Raw genomic sequence first — 17,418 nt, 5'->3', positions numbered from 1 at the left:
CGGCTCCCGCTCGGGCGCGGACGGCTGCGTGGCTGGTCGAGGCCGTCATCCGCTCACCCATGATTGTGCGTGGCGGTCCAGTCGGCCTTGCCGCCCCAAGTCTCGGTCGAGCCCGACACGGTGCACCCGCGCTGCCCGGCTTCGAGCGTCCCGATCGACACGACCGTCTCGCCAGCCGCCTGCAGGGTGGCCGTCACCGGTCCGACTTGGTCGGCCGCGACGATCACCGCCATGCCGACGCCGCAGTTGAAGGTCCGTGCCATTTCCTCCGGCTCGATATTGCCCTGCGCCTGGAGGAAAGCCATCAGCCGTGGCTGCGGCCACGCATCGGCGTCGACGTGCGCATGTACGCCCTCCGGCAGGACGCGCGGGATGTTTTCGAGCAACCCGCCACCGGTGATGTGCGCGAGCCCTTTGATCCGCTGCTCGCGGAGAAGGGGGAGCAGCGATTTCACATAGATGCGGGTCGGCGCCATCAGCGCGTCGATCAACCGCACCTCATTGTCGAACAAGGCCGGGCGGTCGAGCTTCCAGCCCTTGTCGGCGGCAAGCCTGCGCACGAGCGAGAAACCGTTGGAATGGACGCCCGACGACGCCAGGCCGAGCAGGACGTCCCCGGCCGCGATATCGCGTCCGGTCAGCACCCGGTCCCGCTCGACTGCGCCGACGCAGAAGCCCGCCAGATCGTAATCCCCGGGCGCATACATGCCCGGCATCTCGGCGGTTTCGCCACCGATCAGCGCGCAGCCGGCCTGGAGGCAGCCCTCGGCGATCGATGCGATCACCCGCTCGGCGACCGCCGGGTCGATTTTCGCCGTTGCATAATAATCGAGGAAGAAGAGCGGCTCGGCACCCTGGACGATCAAATCGTTGGCGCACATCGCAACCAGATCGATTCCGACCCCGTCATGCGCGTCCTGTTCGATCGCGAGCTTCAGCTTGGTGCCGACCCCGTCATTGGCCGCGACGAGCAGGGGATCGACAAATCCCGCCGCCTTCAGGTCGAAGAAGCCGCCGAAACCGCCCAGATCCGCGTCGGCACCCGCGCGGCGCGTGGCCTTGGCCATCGGACCAATCGCACGGACCAGCGCATTACCGGCCGCAATCGAGACGCCCGCCTGGGCATATGTGTAGGACGCCGTGTCCGCTTCGTTTTCGCTCATCCTGCCCGCCTAGCCATATCGCGCTTGGATTTCCACGCCTCCTTCGCCAAAAGGGCGCCGACATGTCGATCCATCGCATTTTTCGCCCGCTGGGGCTTGCAGCCGTTCTGGGGCTGGCGGCGACGGGCGGGTTCGTGCTCGCGCAGGGCGACAATCCGACTCAGGGGCTCGCCCCGGCCGATGAGTCCGGCAGCTACGAAGTGAGCGGCGTCGAAGTGGACGTCACCGGGAAGTCGGCCGACCAGGCGCGCTATGCGGGCTGGCGGGTCGCCCAGCGCAAGGGTTGGCAGATCCTGTCGCGGCGGCTCGGCGGCGGCGGCGCGCTGCTGTCGGATGGAACGCTCGACGGGATGGTATCGGGCATCGTCGTCGAAAACGAACAGATCGGTCCGAACCGCTACGTCGCACGGCTGGGCGTCCTGTTCAGCCGCGCGCGCGCCGGATCGATCCTGGGCGTTGCGGCCGAAGCGACGCGGTCCCCCCCGATGCTGACGATTCCGATCGAAATCAGCGGCGGTGCGGCGGTCGGATTCGAACAGAAGACGGCGTGGCAGGACGCGTGGCTCCGCTATCGCACCGGTAACAGCCTGATCGACTATATCCGTCCGACGGGGACGGGCACCGATCCCTTGCTGTTGAACTTCGGCCAGACCGAACGGCGGGGACGCGGGTGGTGGCGAGTCGTCCTCGACCAATATGGCGCGACCGACGTGCTGATCCCGACCGTATCGCTGCGGCGCGAGTGGCCTGGCGGTCCGATCATCGGGACCTTCCAGGCGCGCCACGGCCCGGACAATCGCTTGATCGCGCAATTCACGCTGCGCGTCGATAATGGCGACGCCTTGCCGGTGCTGCTCGATGCCGGCGTCAAGCGGCTGGACGATGCCTATCAGGCCGCGTTGCGTAATGGCGCGCTGATGGGGGATGCCGGTCTCGCCTATGTCGCACCCGTCGCGACGCCGACTCCGCTGGAGCAGCCGACCGATCTGGCGAGCCCCGGGCTGGACGGCATCGCGGGGGGAACGGGGGCGACCGCCGGTTCGGTCGTCACGGTTCAGGTGGACACGCCGAACGCCGCGTCCGTCACCAGCACTGAATCCGCCTTGCAGGCGATCCCCGGCGTCCAGTCGGCCGTCACCACCAGTCTCGCACTAGGGGGCGTATCGGTCGTGCGCGTACAGCTGGAGGGGGAGCCCGCCGGGCTCAGAACCGCACTGGAGTCGCGCGGATGGACCGTCGTGGGCAGCGGCACGACCTTGCGGATCCGTCGCACGGCGTCGGCCGGCGCGAACAGCCAGGTCGGGTCCGCCGACAACACGACCGGGTGATTCACCGATGTCAGACGCGGCACCCATGAGCCCCTCCGCGCAAATGGCGCTGCCGTTCGATTGGCCGGCCGACCCGCGCGATGACGAATTCCTGATCGGGACCTCCAATGCCCGCGCGGTGCAGCAGCTGGAACACTGGAGCACCTGGCCCGTAATGGCGGTCGTGGTGACCGGTCCGCGCAAGTCGGGCCGAAGCCTGATCGCGCGGATCTTTGCCGCGAAGACCGGTGGCGGGCTGATCGACGACGCCGAACGTCAGAACGAGGTGGCAATTTTCCACGCTTGGAACCGCGCGCAGGAAGAGCGTCGTCCGGTCGTCGTCGTCGCCGATGCGCCGCCGCCCGAATGGGACATCAAGCTGCCGGACCTGCGGTCCCGCCTGATGGCCAGCCCCACCGTGCGGATCGGCGATCCGGACGAAGCGCTGATGGCGGCGCTGTTCGAACGCCAGTTCCTGCGGCGCGGCATGGACGCCCGGCCCGACCTCATCCAATGGCTGGTGATGCGAGTCGAGCGGACGCACGTCGCGCTGCTGCGCGCGGTCGACCTGCTCGACCAGGTCGTGCTAGAGCGCCGCAAACGCTTGTCGATCCCGCTTGCGCGGGCAACATTGCAAGAGGCGGGGCTGATCGGCGGCCGCGCTCCAGACCCGGCAGAGCCATCATGACGAGACCCGCCCATATCGCGATCCTCGGTCGCGACGACGATCCGTTCGCCGGCAGCGAGGGCAGCGATCGCTACTTCAATCGCGAACTGTCCTGGCTCGCGTTCAACCGGCGGGTGCTGGAGGAAGCGACCAACGCCGCGCACCCGTTGCTGGAACGGCTCCGCTTCCTGTCGATCTCGGGATCCAATCTCGATGAATTCTTCATGGTCCGCGTGGCCGGCCTGAAGGGGCAGCAACTGCAGGACGTCGATCGGCGGTCGACCGATGGCCTTACGTCGGGCCAGCAATTGACCGCGATCGTCGCGGAGGCCGATGCGCTGATCGACAGCCAGCGGACCGTCTGGCGCGAATTGCGGCGTCTCCTTGCCGAGACCGGGATCGGCGTGCTCAGCTCGCGCACGATCGACGAGGCGTTGAGTGCGGAGGAGCTTTTCTGGCTCGAAACGCAGTTCCGCGAACAGATCTTCCCGATCCTGACCCCCCAGGCCCTCGACCCCGCGCATCCGTTTCCGTTCATTTCGAACAAGGGCCTCGCGGTGATGTTCGACCTCGTCCGGATCTCGGACGACCAGCCGATCCGCGAGCTCGTCCTGTTGCCGGCGCCGATGCCACGGTTCGTACGCTTGCCGGGGACTCAGGCGCGCTACGTCGCGGTCGAATCGCTGGTGAAGCGGTTCGCGCCGCTGATCTTTCCCGGCTACCGTGTTCTGGGCGCCGCCGAATTCCGGGTACTGCGCGACAGCGACATCGAGATCGAGGAGGAGGCCGAGGATCTGGTCCGCTACTTCGCGAATGCGATCAAGCGGCGCCGGCGCGGGCGCGTGATCCGGCTCGAACTGGAAAGCGGCATGCCGGAGCGGCTCGGCGCGGTGCTGCGCGACGAGCTGGGCGGGCCGGACTGTTTCGTCACTGAGAGCGGCGCGTTCCTCGGCGTCGGTGACCTCGAGGCGATCGTCGACGAGGACCGGCCCGACCTGAAGTTTCCGCCGTTCTCGCCGCGGTTTCCGGAACGGATCCGGGAATATGGCGGGGACTGCTTTGCGGCGATCAGCGCGAAGGACATTGTCGTCCACCACCCCTACGAGACCTTCGACGTGGTGCTGGCGTTCCTCAAGCAGGCCGCCGCCGACCCCGACGTCGTCGCGATCAAGCAGACGCTGTATCGCGCGGGCAAGCAATCCGCCGTCATCAACGCGCTGATCGCCGCGGCCGAGGCGGGCAAGTCGGTCACCGCCGTGGTCGAGCTCAAGGCGCGGTTCGACGAGGAGCAGAATCTGCTCTGGGCATCGGCCCTGGAGCGCGCGGGCGTGCAGGTGGTCTATGGTTTCATCGACTGGAAGACGCACGCGAAGGTGTCGATGGTGGTCCGCCGCGAGACCGGGCAATATCGCACCTATTGCCACTTCGGCACGGGCAATTACCACCCGATCACCGCCAAGATCTATACCGACCTCAGCTTCTTCACCGCCGATCCGCGGCTGGGCCGCGATGCGGCGCAGATGTTCAATTACGTGACGGGCTATGTCGAGCCCGAGAACATGGCGTTAGTGAGCCTGTCACCACGGGACATGCGGCCCCGGCTGATGGCGTTGATCGACGCCGAGATCGCGAACGCCCGCGACGGCAAGCCTGCCGCGATCTGGGCCAAGATGAACTCGGTCGTCGACCCCGAGACGATCGACAAATTGTACGAAGCCAGTGATGCCGGCGTACAGATCGACCTGATCATCCGCGGCATCTGCTGCCTCAAGCCCGGGGTTCCGGGCCTGTCGGAAAATATCCGCGTCAAATCGGTGGTCGGGCGGTTCCTCGAGCATAGCCGGATCTGGGCGTTCGGCAACGGCAAGGATCTTCCCAATCCCGATGCCAAGGTGTTCATCACCTCGGCGGACTGGATGCAGCGCAACTTCGATCGCCGGATCGAATATATGCTGCCGATCGAGAACCGGACCGTGCATGACCAGATCCTTGGCCAGGTCATGGTCGCCAATCTGATCGACGACGAACAAAGCTGGGAATTGCAGGCGGATGGAAGCTACGTCCGGGTGGTGCCGGGTGACCGTCCGTTCAACCTGCACCGGTATTTCATGACCAACCCCTCGCTTTCCGGCCGCGGAGCCGCGCTCGCGGCAAGCGGGTCGGTCCCGAAACTCTCGCTGCGTCGGCGGCGTTGATCGCATCATGGGTACCATCATCTTTCGCAAGCCGAAGCCCGTCGGCGGCCCGGTGCCGCCCCCCGCCGCCAATGGCGCGGAGCGGACCGGCATCATCGATATCGGGTCCAACTCGATCCGGCTGGTCGTGTACCAGGGGCCCGACCGGCTTCCCGCGACGCTGTTCAATGAAAAGGTGATGGCCGGCTTGGGGCGCGGCCTGGCCGAGACCGGCGCGATCGCGCGCGAGGCGCTCGCGACGGGATCGGTGGCGCTTGCCCGCTTCGCCGCCGTCGCGCGCGAGATGGAAGTGACTCGGCTGCGGACGGTCGCCACCGCCGCGGTCCGCGACGCCAGCAACGGGGCCGAACTGCTCGGTGCCGCGGCGGCGCTGGGGCTGGAGGTGGAACTGCTGTCGGGCGAGCAGGAAGCGTCCGGCGCCGGATACGGCGTCCTGTCCGCCATTCCCGACGCCGACGGCATCGTCGGCGACCTCGGCGGCGGCAGCCTCGAACTGATCCGCGTCGCGCGGGGCGAGGTCCTCGACCGCATATCCTTTCCCCTTGGCGTCCTGCGGATCGCGGCAATCCGCGCAAAGGGGCCGGGAGCGCTGCAACGGGTGGTGGAGCAGGCCTTGCGGACGTCGGGCTGGTCGGGGAAGGGGGCCGGCTTGCCGCTCTATCTCGTTGGCGGATCTTGGCGGGCGCTGGCCCGGCTCGACATGCACATCAACAGCTACCCACTGCCGGTCATCCATCAATACGCCATGTCGCGCAGTGCGATCGAGCGGCTGGGCCGCACGATTAGCCACGTCAACAAGGCATGGCTACGCGCCGTTCCCGGCCTGTCGGCCGGGCGTGCCGCGACGCTCGGCGATGCCGGGGCGTTGCTGGGGGTGTTGCTCAAGCATCTGGGCACCGAGACGACGATCGTATCGGCGTTCGGGCTGCGCGAGGGGCTGCTCTATGGCGCGCTCGATCCCGTCATCCGCGCGCAGGACCCGCTCATCGTCGCGACGCGCGACGAGGGGCAGCGACACGGGCGTTTCCCCGAACACGGGGACTTGCTCGATAGCTGGATCCGGCCGCTCTTCGCACGCGATACGGCCGACCTGGCCCGACTGCGGCTGGCGGCTTGTCTGCTCACCGACGTCGGATGGCGCGCCAATCCGGAATTCCGCGCGGAACGCGGGGTCGAAATCGCACTGCACGGCAACTGGATCGCCGTCGACGCACGCGGGCGCGCGCTGATGGCGCAAGCGCTGTTCACGAGCCTTGGCGGTGGCACTGATACGCCCGCACCGCTCGCCATGCTTGCGTCGGCCGCCGACCTCAAGCGGGCGGTGTTGTGGGGCCTCGCGATGCGATTGGGGCAGCGGATGAGCGGCGGACTGGAAGGACCGTTGCAGCGAACCCGGCTGCTCGACGACGGAGCCGTGCTGACCCTGTGCGTGGCGGACGCCGACCGCGCCCTGTACAGCGAGACGGTCGAGCGGCGTCACGCCGCGCTGGCGACCGCCTTGGCGCGCAAGGCGGGGGTAAGCCGGATCGCGTCGTCCTGACGTCACCGGCACACGGATTCCATTTGCCCGTTTTCCTCCTATCGCCGAGATTGTTTTGATCGGAAAGTCGGCTAACGCTGTCTCTGGTGGCCGCTTGTATCGCCACCCAGGAGGTTATCGATGATCCCATCGATCCCGGAACGTGCGGCACCCGTCCTGGTCGCCGACATCGTTCGCGGAGACAGTTGGCAGCTACCGGCAGAACTGTCGATCATCGTTCCCACGTTCAACGAGGCCCGCAACGTCCCCTTGCTGGTCGAGGCCTTGCGCAGTGCGCTGGGCGAGACGCGGTGGGAGGTCATCTTCGTCGATGACAATTCGCGGGACGGCACGGCCGACCGCGTGCGGTCGCTTGCCCTGCAGGATCCCCGCGTCCGCGTGGTCCACCGCTACGATCGGCGCGGGCTTGCCTCGGCGTGCGTCGAGGGGATCCTTGCGTCCTCATCCCCCTATGTCGCGGTCATGGACGGGGACATGCAGCATGATGAAACCATCCTGCTCGACATGCTGGCGCGGCTTCGACACGGGGACGTCGATCTCGTGGTCGGCAGCCGCTATGTCGCAGGTGGCGGCATGGGGGACTGGACCAAGCGACGTATCGCGATGAGCCGGTTCGCGACGCTGCTGGCCAACACGTTGACCAAGACCGCGATCGGCGATCCGATGAGCGGCTTCTTCATGCTTACCCGAGACGCGTTCATGGCCTCCTTGCCTGGGCTGTCGTCGGTCGGGTTCAAGATCCTGCTCGATATTGCCGCGTCATCGCCGATCCCGCTGCGTGTGGCCGAGGTGCCTTTCACCTTCCGCACCCGCCAGCACGGCGAAAGCAAGCTCGATGGGCTGGTGTTGTGGGAGTACGTGCAGCTCCTGCTCGACAAGACGCTGGGGCATCTGGTCCCGATCCGGCTCGTCAGCTTTGCGCTAGTCGGCGGGTCGGGGGTGGTCGTGCACTTCGTCGTGCTGACCGCCGTGCTGGAAAGTCTGCTCGCGGCGTTCGGCGCGCGAGGGGAGTCCCGCTGGTTCGCGATCGCGCAGGCCGTCGCCACGCTGGTCGCGACGTCCAGCAACTTTTTCCTGAACAATATCCTGACCTACAGCGATCAACGTCTCAAGGGGCGCCGGTTGGCGTGGGGCTGGGTGACGTTCAACCTCGTCTGCGGGGTCGGGCTGTTCGCCAATGTCGGCATTGCGCGATGGCTGTACCAGCGCCACAATTACCTGATCCTGTCGGCGCTGGCGGGGATCGCCGTCACGACGGTATGGAATTACTCCATGTCGTCGATCTTCACGTGGCGGAAGCGTCGGTAACGACGGCCGCGCGGGCGGGCCGGTTCGCCGGGGACCCGACGAGGGGGCACCGGGCAGGCGCCTCCCTATCGGGCCGCCGGCCTTGCTCCGACCTCGCAATGACGGTCGGGAACTTCAGGTAACGTCTTCGGTGCGCGTCATTTTCAGCTTTCCGCCGACAACGGCGAAGGCAAGCCGCCCCTCGACAAGGTCGAGCGCGTCCCGACCGAACTGGTCGAACCGCCAGCCCTGGAGGATCGACAGGTTTTCCCGTTGCCCCGCTGCCAGGGCATCGAGATCATCGGTCCGCGCAAGCAAGCGGGCCGCGACGTCGATTTCCTTCGAGCGGATCTTGAGCAGCAGTTTGAGCAGGTCGGCGACGAGCGCGCCATCCTTGCCAAGACCCGGCTTGCGATCGTCGCGCGCGGGCATGTCATCGGCCGACATCGGCGTGGCTGCCTCGATTGCCGACATCAGGCGGGCTCCGATGTCATTCTGCGCCCAGGTTGTCGACAGGCCCCGAACCTTTGCGAGATCCGCCTGCTTGCGCGGGGCGTGTCCGGCCAGGTCGGCGATCGTCTCGTCCTTGACGATGCGGCCGCGCGGCAGATCCTTCGCGCGCGCTTCGATCTCGCGCCACCGGGCGAGTGCCTTCAGGCGACCGAGCACCTCCGGCTTGCGGCTGGGTATGCGGATGCGACGCCATGCCTCTTCGGGATCGTTGGCGTAGTTCGCCGGATCGCCGATGCGTTCCATCTCCTGATCCAGCCACGCGCCGCGTCCGGTCTTGCGGAGGCGCGCGAGCATTTTCGGGAAGATTTCGGCAAGATGCGTCACGTCGCCAATCGCATATTCGATCTGCCGCGAATCGAGCGGCCGCCGGCTCCAGTCGGTGAAGCGCGCGCCCTTGTCGATCGTCAGGCCGAGCCAGGCGTCGACGAGGTTGGAATAGCCGATCTGCTCACCCTGCCCGAGCGCCATCGCGGCGACCTGCGTGTCGAACAATGGGTAGGGGGTCTTGCCGGTCAGGTTGTAGATGATCTCCAGATCCTGCCCGCCCGCGTGGAAGACCTTCAGCACGTCGTCATTGTTGACCATCAGCTGGAGGAGGGGGGCCAGGTCGAGCCCCGGCGCCATCGGGTCGATCGCGGCGGCCTCGTTGGTGTCGGCGATCTGGATCAGGCAGAGTTCCGGCCAGAACGTGTTCTCGCGCATGAACTCGGTATCGATGCAGACGAAGTCGGCCTCGGCCAGTCGGGTACACAGATTCGCGAGCGTAGCGGTGTCGGTGATGAGCGGATGGATATGCATCACCCCCCCATAGCCATGTGACGGCGGCTTGACAAAGGCGGGCTGGAAAGGGAAGCGCGGACCATCAATTCACCGTCGTCCCGGCGCAGGCCGGGACCGCTGAACGACGGGCGTCCGCTCGACGGACAGCGGCTCCGGCCTCCGCCGGGATGACGAAGCAAGAAGAAAAGCCATGCACGCTTATCGCACGCACACCTGCGCCCAGCTGCGCGCCGCCGACGTCGGCACCTCGGTCAAGCTGTCGGGCTGGGTTCACCGCAAGCGCGACCACGGCAATCTGCTGTTCGTCGATCTGCGCGACCATTACGGCATCACCCAGATCGTCACCGACAGCGACAGCCCGACGCACGCGATGCTCGACAAGGCGCGGCCCGAATCGGTCGTGACGGTCGTGGGCGATGTCGTCGCGCGCTCGCCCGAGACGGTGAACGCGGGGCTGCCCTCGGGCGAGATCGAGCTGCGCGCACGCGAAGTGACGGTGCAGTCGTCGGCGCACGAACTGCCGATGCCGGTGTTCGGCGAGAACGAATATCCCGAGGATATCCGCCTGCGCTACCGCTTCCTCGATCTGCGGCGCGAGCGGTTGCACGCCAACATCCTGCTGCGCTCGAACGTCATCGCGTCGCTGCGCAAGCGGATGATCGACCAGGGGTTCACCGAATTCCAGACGCCGATCCTGACCGCCTCGAGCCCCGAAGGCGCGCGCGATTATCTGGTGCCGAGCCGGGTGCATCCGGGCAAGTTCTACGCGCTGCCGCAGGCGCCGCAGATGTTCAAGCAGCTGCTGATGGTCGCCGGGTTCGATCGTTATTTTCAGATCGCGCCGTGCTTCCGCGACGAGGATGCGCGCGCCGATCGCTCGCCGGGCGAATTCTACCAGCTCGACTTCGAGATGAGCTTCGTCACGCAGGACGACGTGTTCGCGGCGATCGAGCCGGTGCTCCACGGCGTGTTCGAGCAATTCGCCGACTGGCAGGGGAAGGGGCGCACCGTCTCGCCGCTGCCGTTCAAGCGGATCCCGTACCGCGAATCGATGCTCAAATACGGCAATGACAAGCCCGACCTGCGCAACCCGATCGTCATCACCGACGTGTCCGGGCATTTCCGCGGCTCGGGTTTCGGGCGGTTCGCGTCGATGGTCGAGGGCGGAGATGTGGTCCGCGCGCTGGCGGCACCCAACACGCATGAGAAGAGCCGCAAGTTCTTCGACGAGATGAACAGCTGGGCACAGAGCGAGGGCTTCCCGGGCCTCGGCTATGCGACGCGGAAGGACGGCGTGTTCGGTGGGCCGATCGCCAACAACCACGGCCAGGAGGGCATGAAGGCGATCGCCGAGGCGCTCGGGCTCGGCCCGAACGACGGAATCTTCTTCTCGGCGGGCAAGGAAGCGTCGGCGGCGAAGCTCGCCGGGCTCGCGCGGACGCGGGTTGCCGACCAGCTCGGGCTGATCGACGACAAAAAGTTCGAATTCTGCTGGATCGTCGATTTCCCGATGTTCGAATATGACGAGGACGCCAAGAAGGTCGACTTCAGCCACAACCCCTTCTCGATGCCGCAGGGCGAGATGGAAGCGCTCGAGACGATGGACCCGCTCGACATCCTCGCCTTCCAGTATGACATCGTCTGCAACGGGATCGAGCTGTCGTCGGGTGCGATCCGGAACCACAAGCCCGAGATCATGTACAAGGCGTTCGAAATCGCCGGTTACACGCAGGAGGACGTCGACACGAACTTCGCGGGCATGATCAACGCGTTCAAGTGCGGCGCGCCGCCGCACGGCGGCTCCGCACCGGGGGTCGACCGGATCGTGATGCTGCTCGCCGACGAGCCCAACATCCGCGAGGTCATCACCTTCCCGATGACGCAGAAGGCCGAGGACCTGATGATGGGCGCGCCCAACTTCGCGACGCCCAAGCAGCTCAAGGAACTCAACCTCAAGGTCGTCGGCGACGGCGCAAAGGCCGCCGAAGCCGCGAACTGAGGGCGGGTCGGGGGATCGAACGGAGGGATGGCGCGTATGATTTGGCGGCATCCCCCGCCGCGTTCCAACCCCGAGGGCCAGATCCGATGACGCTACACCTTGCTGATTACGAAGCCGGCAAGAAATATCACGGCGATTACGGCGACGATCTGGATGCGCTGCAGGAGCGGCTCGCGCATATCCAGGTCGCGCATATCGTCCACAAGCAGCGCGCGATCGTGCTGTTCGAGGGCTGGGATGCCGCCGGCAAGGGCGGGATCATCAAGCGGCTGTGCGCCGAATGGGACCCCCGCAATTTCCAGGTCTGGCCGATCAAGAGCCCGACCCCCGACGAACTGAGCCATCACTTCCTGTGGCGCTTCTGGAAGAAGCTGCCCGCCTGCGGAAACATCGCGGTGTTCGACCGCAGCTGGTACGGCCGCGTCCTGGTCGAACGAGTCGAGGGCTATGCCGAGAAGCCCGAGTGGAAGAAGGGCTTCGACGAGATCAACGCGTTCGAGGCGCAACAGGTCGATGCGGGCACGACGATCGTCAAGCTGTTCGTCCATGTCTCCCAAAAGGAACAGGACAAGCGGCTCGAAGACCGGCTGGACCATCCGTGGAAACGCTGGAAGACCGGGATCGAGGATTATCGCAACCGCGACAAGCGCGACGCCTATCTCGACGCGATGCACGACATGTTCAAGCGGACCGATACCAAGGCCGCGCCGTGGACGATCATCGACGGCAACGACAAGAAGGCAGGACGAATCGCCGCGCTGACCGCGATCATCAAAGCGCTCGAGGCGAATGTCGACATGACCCCGCCCGCGCTCGACCCGGAGATCGAGAAGGTCGCGCGCAAGGCGCTGGGGAAGTAGCGGGATCCCGCCCCCCACTTTCCCTTCCCCGGCGAAGGCCGGGGCCCAGGCGAGGAACAGAAGTTTCGCGGGCGGTGTGCGTCGTTACATCCGTCTTCACTACTGGGCCCCGGCCTTCGCCGGGGAAGCGAAAGGAAGAAGAAAGGGGGCTTCGTTCGGCGTTGCTGCCGCCAGTCGCCCCCTCAGATCCACAACAGCACGATCGGCACCACCGTCCCGAGCGCCAGCAAGCCGAGCGAAACCCGCCGCGCGCTCCTGTTCGACAGGGCGATCATTACGCCGAGCACGGTCGATCCCGCAAGCGCGATCGAAAGCAGCGCGACGAAGATCTTGAGCGGCAGCGGCGAGGGCCGTTTTGCCTCGCCCACCGGTCGTCGTTCGGGCTTTTCTGAGACAATCGCCGGTGCGGCGGCCTTCGGTCGCTCCGCACGCGGCGCGCGGGGTGGCGCCTGATCCTTGTGGACGCTGGCAAGCCAGACGATCCAGGTGGGCGGCGGACCGCCATACCCGTTGGTTTCCTGCAACCGAAAAGTCTGCAACGCGCCACTGACCGCGAACACTATGATCATCGGCGCGAAGAACAGCCCGATATAGCTATGGTATCGCCGCAGGGCGCGCAGGGTGTTCGGTCTCATCACCCGAGCGTACGACCGGAACGGTGTGCAGGCAACGCCGGGCGCTTACGCAGCCGCGAACGCGCCGTCGTCGCCCATGACGTGCAGCACGCCGTCGTCAATCGCGAAATAGGCACCGCGCAGCTTGAGCGTGCCGTCCGCCTCTGCCGCCTGAACGAACGGGAAGGTCCGCAGATTGGCGAGGCTGACCCGGACGGTTTCGTGCTCCATCGCGCGCACGGCTGCAGGCCCGGTGCCATGTTCGGCGACGATCCGGTCGCGCGCCGCATCGAGCATGTCGACCCAGTGCGCGATGAACCCGCCTTCGCCGGGGGCCTTGCCCTCGAACGCGTTGGTCAGCGCAGCACTGACGCCGCCGCACGAGCCATGCCCCATGACGACGATTTCGGACACTTTCAGCTGGGTCACCGCGAATTCGAGCGCCGCCGAAACGCCGTGGCGCGCGCTGTCATTCTCGAACGGGGGGACAAGATTGGCGACGTTACGAACCACGAAGATCTCGCCGGGCGACGTATCGAACACCTGTGCCGGATCGACCCGGCTGTCGGAGCAGGCGATCACCATCACTTGCGGGCTCTGGCCCCTGGACAGTTCCGACCAACGATCGCGCTGGCGAGTCCAGTCGGTGGTGCGGAAGCGGTGATAGCCGCTGACGAGCTCGGAGAAATCAGCCATGGCGCTTCTGTAAAGCGATCATGCAGGGGGTGGCAAGCGCGCGGTGCAGTCGCTATCTGCCACCTATGAACGAGAAGTCCCCGCTCGCAATGCCGCTCACGATAGAGCCCTCGGTCCAGGCACCGGTCCGTCCCGCGCGCGAACGCAAGCCCGACTGGATCCGCGTCAAGGCGCCCGGCGGTACCGCCTTCGCCGAAACCAAGGCGCTGATGCGCCGCCTCAACCTCGCCACCGTCTGCGAAGAGGCGGCCTGCCCCAACATCGGCGAGTGCTGGACCAAGAAACACGCGACCGTGATGATCCTGGGTGACACCTGCACGCGGGCGTGCGCGTTCTGCAACGTCAAGACCGGGATGCCGCGCGCGGTCGACGCGCTGGAACCGCAGCATACCGCAGATGCCGCCGCCGAGCTGGGTCTCGAGCATATCGTCATCACCTCGGTCGATCGTGACGACCTTCCGGACGGTGGTGCCTCGCAATTCGTCAAGGTGATCGAGGCGTTGCGCCGCACCACGCCCAACACGACGATCGAGATTCTTACCCCCGACTTCCGCAACAAGACGCAGGCGGCGGTCGAGTTGATCGTCGCCGCGCGGCCGGACGTTTACAATCACAATCTCGAGACGGTCCCGCGGCTGTACCCGACGATCCGCCCGGGTGCGCGCTATTATGCGTCACTGCGGCTGCTCGAATCGGTCAAGCGGCACGATCCGTCGATCTTCACCAAGTCGGGCGTGATGCTCGGGCTCGGCGAGGAGCGGCTCGAGGTGCACCAGGTGATGGACGACATGCGCTCGGCCGACATCGATTTCCTGACGATGGGGCAATATCTTCAGCCGACCCCGCGCCACGCCAAGGTGATGGACTTCGTCAAGCCGCAGGCGTTCGACGCATTCGCCGCGATCGCGCGCGCGAAGGGGTTCCTGCTCGTTGCGAGTTCGCCGCTGACCCGGTCGAGCTACCATGCCGGGGACGACTTTGCCCGCCTGCGCGCCGCGCGGGAGCTGAAGCTGGCGCGCGCCTGACATGCCCCGTCATTCCGAAACACGGCATTTGCCGTACACGCCCGAGCAGATGTTCGACATGGTCGCGGACGTCGGCCGCTATGCCGAGTTCCTGCCGTGGGTTTCGCAGATCCGCGTGCGTTCGCGCAGCGAGACGCAACTGGTCGCGGACATGATCGTCGGGTTCAAGGGCCTGCGCGAGACCTTCACCTCGAAGGTCGAGATGGAACGTCCCGGGCATATCCATGTCGATTATCTGGACGGGCCGTTGAAGTATCTCCGCAACGACTGGGTTTTCCGGCCGGAGCCGCAGGGCTGCGCGGTCGATTTCACGGTCGACTTCGCGTTCAAGAACCGGGTGTTCGAGATGCTCGCGGGGCAGGTGTTCGGTACCGCGTTGCGCAAGATGATCGGCGCGTTCGAGGATCGCGCCAAGGTGCTTTACGGCGCGTCGCCGTCGCTCGGCGGCAGCAGCAGTTCGAGCGCGCACAGCGCCGCCTGAAGGCGGACGCCACCGCGACCGAGATCACCGAAGTCCTTGCGGTCGGCGACGACATGGCCGGGATCGGCCCCGCGCTCCGCGCGTGCGAACACAACCGTGCCAACCGGTTTCTTCTCGGATCCGCCGCCCGGACCGGCAACGCCGGTGATCGCCACCGCGATATCCGCGCCGCTCGCTTCGAGCGCGCCTTGCGCCATGCTCCACGCGGTCGCGACCGAGACCGCGCCGAACGTCTCGATCACATCGGCGCTGACTCGCAGCATCGAGAGCTTGGCGTCGTTCGAATAGGTCACGAACCCGCATTCGAACATCTCGGACGATCCCGGGATCTCGGTCAGCGCCGCCGCGACGAGGCCGCCGGTGCAGCTTTCGGCCAGCGCCACGCGGCGGCCTGCGGCAAGATTGGCTTCGACCACCTTGCGCGCGGCCTCGACCAGTTCGGTAGGAAGGATCGTGTCCATCGTCATTGTGCCGTTTCAAAACAGACGGGCAGGTCGATCTTTTCGCCCTTGCGCGTCTTGGCCTGGATCGTGAGCATCAAAATCTGCGCGGCCACATCCGCGGTGTTGCGGGGCGGCAGCGGGGCGAGCGCGGTGACGATCCGTTCGATCGATGCGCAATCCCGAATGTGGATAGTCTTGGTCACTTCGGCAACCAGCATCGTGGTCAGTAACGGGCGAACGAGTTCCGAATCGAGCATCGCGGTGCCCTCGACCCCGCCGATCTTGCCGATCGCGCGTTTCGCTTGCGGCCAGGCGCGGTCCGCCTCGCTGCGGTAGCGGGTGAGCATCGCGCCGTTGGTCTGGCGGATCGCTGCGCTTGCCGGGAGGACCGAGGCGCAGGCGACACCCGCCGCCCCGATCGCCTCGGGCAGAACCACCTGCGCCAGATCCGACACCTCCGATGAGGTCAGGCACGCGCCCTGTTGCGGTTGCGCCGCATGGGACGCCGTGGCGACCAGCGCCAGCCACGTTGCCGCGATCACCCGCTTCATCATCGCGCCTGATCCTCCGGAACTCGTACCGTCGCGGCCGCCTGCGCCGCAATGCCTTCGCCGCGCCCGGTGAAGCCAAGTCGCTCGGTCGTGGTCGCCTTGATACTGACCTGTCCCGGGCGGAGCTGCAACAGATCCGCGATCCGGTCGCGCATCGCCACGCGGTGCGGGCCGACCTTGGGTTCCTCGCAGATCAGCGTGAGGTCGATGAAGTCGATGATCCCGCCGCGCTCGGTGATGAGGCCGGCGGCATGTTGCAGGAACTGCGCCGAATCGGCGCCGCGCCACTGCGGGTCGCTCGGCGGGAAATGCGTGCCGATGTCGCCCGCGGCAATCGTGCCAAGCAGCGCGTCGGTGATGGCATGAAGCGCGACATCGGCGTCGCTATGTCCCGACAGGCCCTTGTCATGCGGGATCAGCACGCCGCCGAGCCACAGTTCCTCGCCGACCTCGAGCCGGTGGACGTCGAAGCCGGTCGCCATCCGGGTCCGGAGCGTGGCCTCGAGCCGGGCGTCGGCGGCGGCGAAATCGGCGGGGTGGGTAATCTTCTCGAGCATGGGATCTCCTGGGACCAGCGCCACGGTCCCGCCGGCGGCGCGGACCATCTGGGCATCATCGGTGGGTTCGTCGCCGCGCCAGCCGCGATGCGCGGCGAGCACGACGGGAAAGCGAAAAGCCTGTGGCGTCTGGATCCGGTGCAGTCCGTCACGCGCGACCGTTCCGCCGAGCAGCGTGCCGCTGAGCGCGGTATCGCGCGCGAGCGTGTCAGCAACGGGAAGGGCAGGAACCGCGCCGTCCCGCGTATCCAGCGCAGCGATCAGCGCGTCGATGACGGTTGCGCCGAGGAACGGGCGGGCGGCGTCATGGATCAGCACGCGTTCGACCTCGTCCGTCGCACCGGCCTCGACCAGATCGGAATTCGACAGCGCATCGGGCTGCGGGACGGTTACGGCCGGGCCGGGATGACGGATGAGCGCCTCGAGTCCGGCCAGCACCGAACGCCGACGGGTGGCCCCGCCGATCACGAACTCGACATCTCCCAGCGCGTCGGCGAGCGCCGCTTCCTGTCCGGCACCGATCACCACGATGACGCGGCCGATCGCCGGATGGCGCAGCAATGCTTCATAACTGTGCGCGAGGATCGCGCGTCCGCCAAGCGGCGCATATTGTTTGGGGACGGCGCTTCCCGAGCGTGCGCCGGTTCCGGCGGCGACGATGATGGCGGCGGTCTTGGTCGATGGCATGCGGCGCGCCTAGACCATGCCGCGCCGTCCCGCCAGCCTTGCCGCAAGCGCCT

The 17,418-nt window shown here is 66.6% G+C and carries 16 protein-coding genes; 9 read left to right on the top strand and 7 right to left on the bottom strand.

Features of this window, described 5'->3' with window-relative positions; translation table 11 throughout:
- Positions 1 to 53: 53 nt before the first annotated feature.
- Positions 54 to 1,163, bottom strand: a complete 1,110-nt coding sequence (gene purM, locus L8G49_RS15115; RefSeq protein ID WP_242186593.1) for a phosphoribosylformylglycinamidine cyclo-ligase — start codon at positions 1,161 to 1,163, stop codon at positions 54 to 56.
- A gap of 62 nt (positions 1,164 to 1,225) precedes the next feature.
- On the opposite strand from purM, the gene L8G49_RS15110 reads away from it, so the two are divergent.
- The 5 genes from L8G49_RS15110 to L8G49_RS15090 all read left to right on the top strand — a co-directional run bounded on the left by L8G49_RS15110 (position 1,226) and on the right by L8G49_RS15090 (position 8,180).
- A complete protein-coding gene (locus L8G49_RS15110) occupies positions 1,226 to 2,491 on the top strand; it encodes a heavy-metal-associated domain-containing protein (RefSeq protein ID WP_242186592.1) in 1,266 nt (421 codons plus the stop codon).
- 43 nt (positions 2,492 to 2,534) lie between these two features.
- On the top strand, positions 2,535 to 3,158 hold the full coding sequence (locus L8G49_RS15105; RefSeq protein WP_242139267.1) for a DnaA/Hda family protein: 624 nt from the start codon (positions 2,535 to 2,537) through the stop codon (positions 3,156 to 3,158).
- Positions 3,155 to 5,332 carry an RNA degradosome polyphosphate kinase gene (locus tag L8G49_RS15100; protein WP_242186591.1) on the top strand — a complete coding sequence of 726 codons (2,178 nt, stop codon included), beginning with the start codon at positions 3,155 to 3,157 and terminating at the stop codon, positions 5,330 to 5,332. The genes L8G49_RS15105 and L8G49_RS15100 overlap by 4 nt, the downstream gene beginning before the upstream one ends.
- A gap of 7 nt (positions 5,333 to 5,339) precedes the next feature.
- A complete protein-coding gene (locus L8G49_RS15095; RefSeq protein ID WP_242186590.1) occupies positions 5,340 to 6,872 on the top strand; it encodes a Ppx/GppA family phosphatase in 1,533 nt (510 codons plus the stop codon).
- A gap of 120 nt (positions 6,873 to 6,992) precedes the next feature.
- On the top strand, positions 6,993 to 8,180 hold the full coding sequence (locus tag L8G49_RS15090; RefSeq protein WP_242186588.1) for a glycosyltransferase family 2 protein: 1,188 nt from the start codon (positions 6,993 to 6,995) through the stop codon (positions 8,178 to 8,180).
- A 114-nt stretch (positions 8,181 to 8,294) separates the two neighbouring features.
- On the opposite strand, the gene rnd is transcribed toward L8G49_RS15090, so the two are convergent.
- Complete coding sequence (gene rnd, locus L8G49_RS15085) at positions 8,295 to 9,470, bottom strand: ribonuclease D (RefSeq protein WP_242139268.1); 1,176 nt, start codon at positions 9,468 to 9,470, stop codon at positions 8,295 to 8,297.
- Positions 9,471 to 9,642: 172 nt separating this feature from the next.
- On the opposite strand from rnd, the gene aspS reads away from it, so the two are divergent.
- Both aspS and L8G49_RS15075 read left to right on the top strand, forming a co-directional pair.
- A complete protein-coding gene (gene aspS / locus L8G49_RS15080) occupies positions 9,643 to 11,451 on the top strand; it encodes an aspartate--tRNA ligase (protein WP_242186587.1) in 1,809 nt (602 codons plus the stop codon).
- A gap of 86 nt (positions 11,452 to 11,537) precedes the next feature.
- Positions 11,538 to 12,311 (top strand): polyphosphate kinase, encoded by a 774-nt coding sequence (locus L8G49_RS15075; protein ID WP_242186585.1) that lies wholly within the window; start codon positions 11,538 to 11,540, stop codon positions 12,309 to 12,311.
- Between the two features lie 182 nt (positions 12,312 to 12,493).
- On the opposite strand, the gene L8G49_RS15070 is transcribed toward L8G49_RS15075, so the two are convergent.
- Both L8G49_RS15070 and L8G49_RS15065 read right to left on the bottom strand, forming a co-directional pair.
- Entirely contained in the window at positions 12,494 to 12,946 is a 453-nt protein-coding gene (locus L8G49_RS15070; protein WP_242186584.1) for a hypothetical protein, read from the bottom strand.
- Positions 12,947 to 12,991: 45 nt separating this feature from the next.
- Positions 12,992 to 13,621 carry a carbonic anhydrase gene (locus L8G49_RS15065; protein WP_242186583.1) on the bottom strand — a complete coding sequence of 210 codons (630 nt, stop codon included), beginning with the start codon at positions 13,619 to 13,621 and terminating at the stop codon, positions 12,992 to 12,994.
- 89 nt (positions 13,622 to 13,710) lie between these two features.
- Here L8G49_RS15065 and lipA point away from each other — a divergent pair, with 89 nt between their 5' ends.
- Both lipA and L8G49_RS15055 read left to right on the top strand, forming a co-directional pair.
- Positions 13,711 to 14,646: a lipoyl synthase gene (gene lipA / locus L8G49_RS15060; RefSeq protein WP_242186646.1), complete on the top strand. Its 936-nt coding sequence runs from the start codon at positions 13,711 to 13,713 to the stop codon at positions 14,644 to 14,646.
- A gap of 1 nt (position 14,647) precedes the next feature.
- A complete protein-coding gene (locus L8G49_RS15055) occupies positions 14,648 to 15,127 on the top strand; it encodes a type II toxin-antitoxin system RatA family toxin (RefSeq protein WP_242186582.1) in 480 nt (159 codons plus the stop codon).
- On the opposite strand, the gene L8G49_RS15050 is transcribed toward L8G49_RS15055, so the two are convergent.
- The 3 genes from L8G49_RS15050 to ispF are packed head-to-tail and all read right to left on the bottom strand — an operon-like array spanning position 15,067 to position 17,365.
- The gene (locus tag L8G49_RS15050; RefSeq protein ID WP_242186581.1) at positions 15,067 to 15,594 is read right to left on the bottom strand and encodes a CinA family protein; all 528 of its coding nucleotides are present in this window, start codon (positions 15,592 to 15,594) and stop codon (positions 15,067 to 15,069) included. The genes L8G49_RS15055 and L8G49_RS15050 overlap by 61 nt on opposite strands.
- Complete coding sequence (locus tag L8G49_RS15045) at positions 15,591 to 16,124, bottom strand: hypothetical protein (RefSeq protein ID WP_242186580.1); 534 nt, start codon at positions 16,122 to 16,124, stop codon at positions 15,591 to 15,593. Before L8G49_RS15045 ends, L8G49_RS15050 begins: the two co-directional genes overlap by 4 nt.
- A complete protein-coding gene (ispF, locus tag L8G49_RS15040; protein ID WP_242186579.1) occupies positions 16,121 to 17,365 on the bottom strand; it encodes a 2-C-methyl-D-erythritol 2,4-cyclodiphosphate synthase in 1,245 nt (414 codons plus the stop codon). Before ispF ends, L8G49_RS15045 begins: the two co-directional genes overlap by 4 nt.
- Positions 17,366 to 17,418 lie beyond the last annotated feature (53 nt).

It is taken from the genome of Sphingomonas sp. CARO-RG-8B-R24-01 (assembly GCF_022662295.1).
Lineage (GTDB): Bacteria > Pseudomonadota > Alphaproteobacteria > Sphingomonadales > Sphingomonadaceae > Sphingomonas.
The sequence above is the reverse complement of the archived record's forward strand: the minus strand, read 5'-3'. Positions and strand labels throughout refer to the sequence as shown.

Bases quoted from the DNA above. Each gene is read 5' to 3' on its own strand.
- L8G49_RS15070 (WP_242186584.1), bottom strand. From the start codon at position 12,946: ATGAGACCGAACACCCTGCGCGCCCTGCGGCGATACCATAGCTATATC.
- L8G49_RS15050 (WP_242186581.1), bottom strand. From the start codon at position 15,594: ATGACGATGGACACGATCCTTCCTACCGAACTGGTCGAGGCCGCGCGC.
- L8G49_RS15055 (WP_242186582.1), top strand. From the start codon at position 14,648: ATGCCCCGTCATTCCGAAACACGGCATTTGCCGTACACGCCCGAGCAG.
- purM (WP_242186593.1), bottom strand. From the start codon at position 1,163: ATGAGCGAAAACGAAGCGGACACGGCGTCCTACACATATGCCCAGGCG.
- lipA (WP_242186646.1), top strand. From the start codon at position 13,711: ATGCCGCTCACGATAGAGCCCTCGGTCCAGGCACCGGTCCGTCCCGCG.
- L8G49_RS15065 (WP_242186583.1), bottom strand. From the start codon at position 13,621: ATGGCTGATTTCTCCGAGCTCGTCAGCGGCTATCACCGCTTCCGCACC.
- L8G49_RS15090 (WP_242186588.1), top strand. From the start codon at position 6,993: ATGATCCCATCGATCCCGGAACGTGCGGCACCCGTCCTGGTCGCCGAC.
- ispF (WP_242186579.1), bottom strand. From the start codon at position 17,365: ATGCCATCGACCAAGACCGCCGCCATCATCGTCGCCGCCGGAACCGGC.
- L8G49_RS15110 (WP_242186592.1), top strand. From the start codon at position 1,226: ATGTCGATCCATCGCATTTTTCGCCCGCTGGGGCTTGCAGCCGTTCTG.
- L8G49_RS15105 (WP_242139267.1), top strand. From the start codon at position 2,535: ATGGCGCTGCCGTTCGATTGGCCGGCCGACCCGCGCGATGACGAATTC.
- L8G49_RS15075 (WP_242186585.1), top strand. From the start codon at position 11,538: ATGACGCTACACCTTGCTGATTACGAAGCCGGCAAGAAATATCACGGC.
- L8G49_RS15095 (WP_242186590.1), top strand. From the start codon at position 5,340: ATGGGTACCATCATCTTTCGCAAGCCGAAGCCCGTCGGCGGCCCGGTG.
- L8G49_RS15100 (WP_242186591.1), top strand. From the start codon at position 3,155: ATGACGAGACCCGCCCATATCGCGATCCTCGGTCGCGACGACGATCCG.
- L8G49_RS15045 (WP_242186580.1), bottom strand. From the start codon at position 16,124: ATGATGAAGCGGGTGATCGCGGCAACGTGGCTGGCGCTGGTCGCCACG.
- rnd (WP_242139268.1), bottom strand. From the start codon at position 9,470: ATGCATATCCATCCGCTCATCACCGACACCGCTACGCTCGCGAATCTG.
- aspS (WP_242186587.1), top strand. From the start codon at position 9,643: ATGCACGCTTATCGCACGCACACCTGCGCCCAGCTGCGCGCCGCCGAC.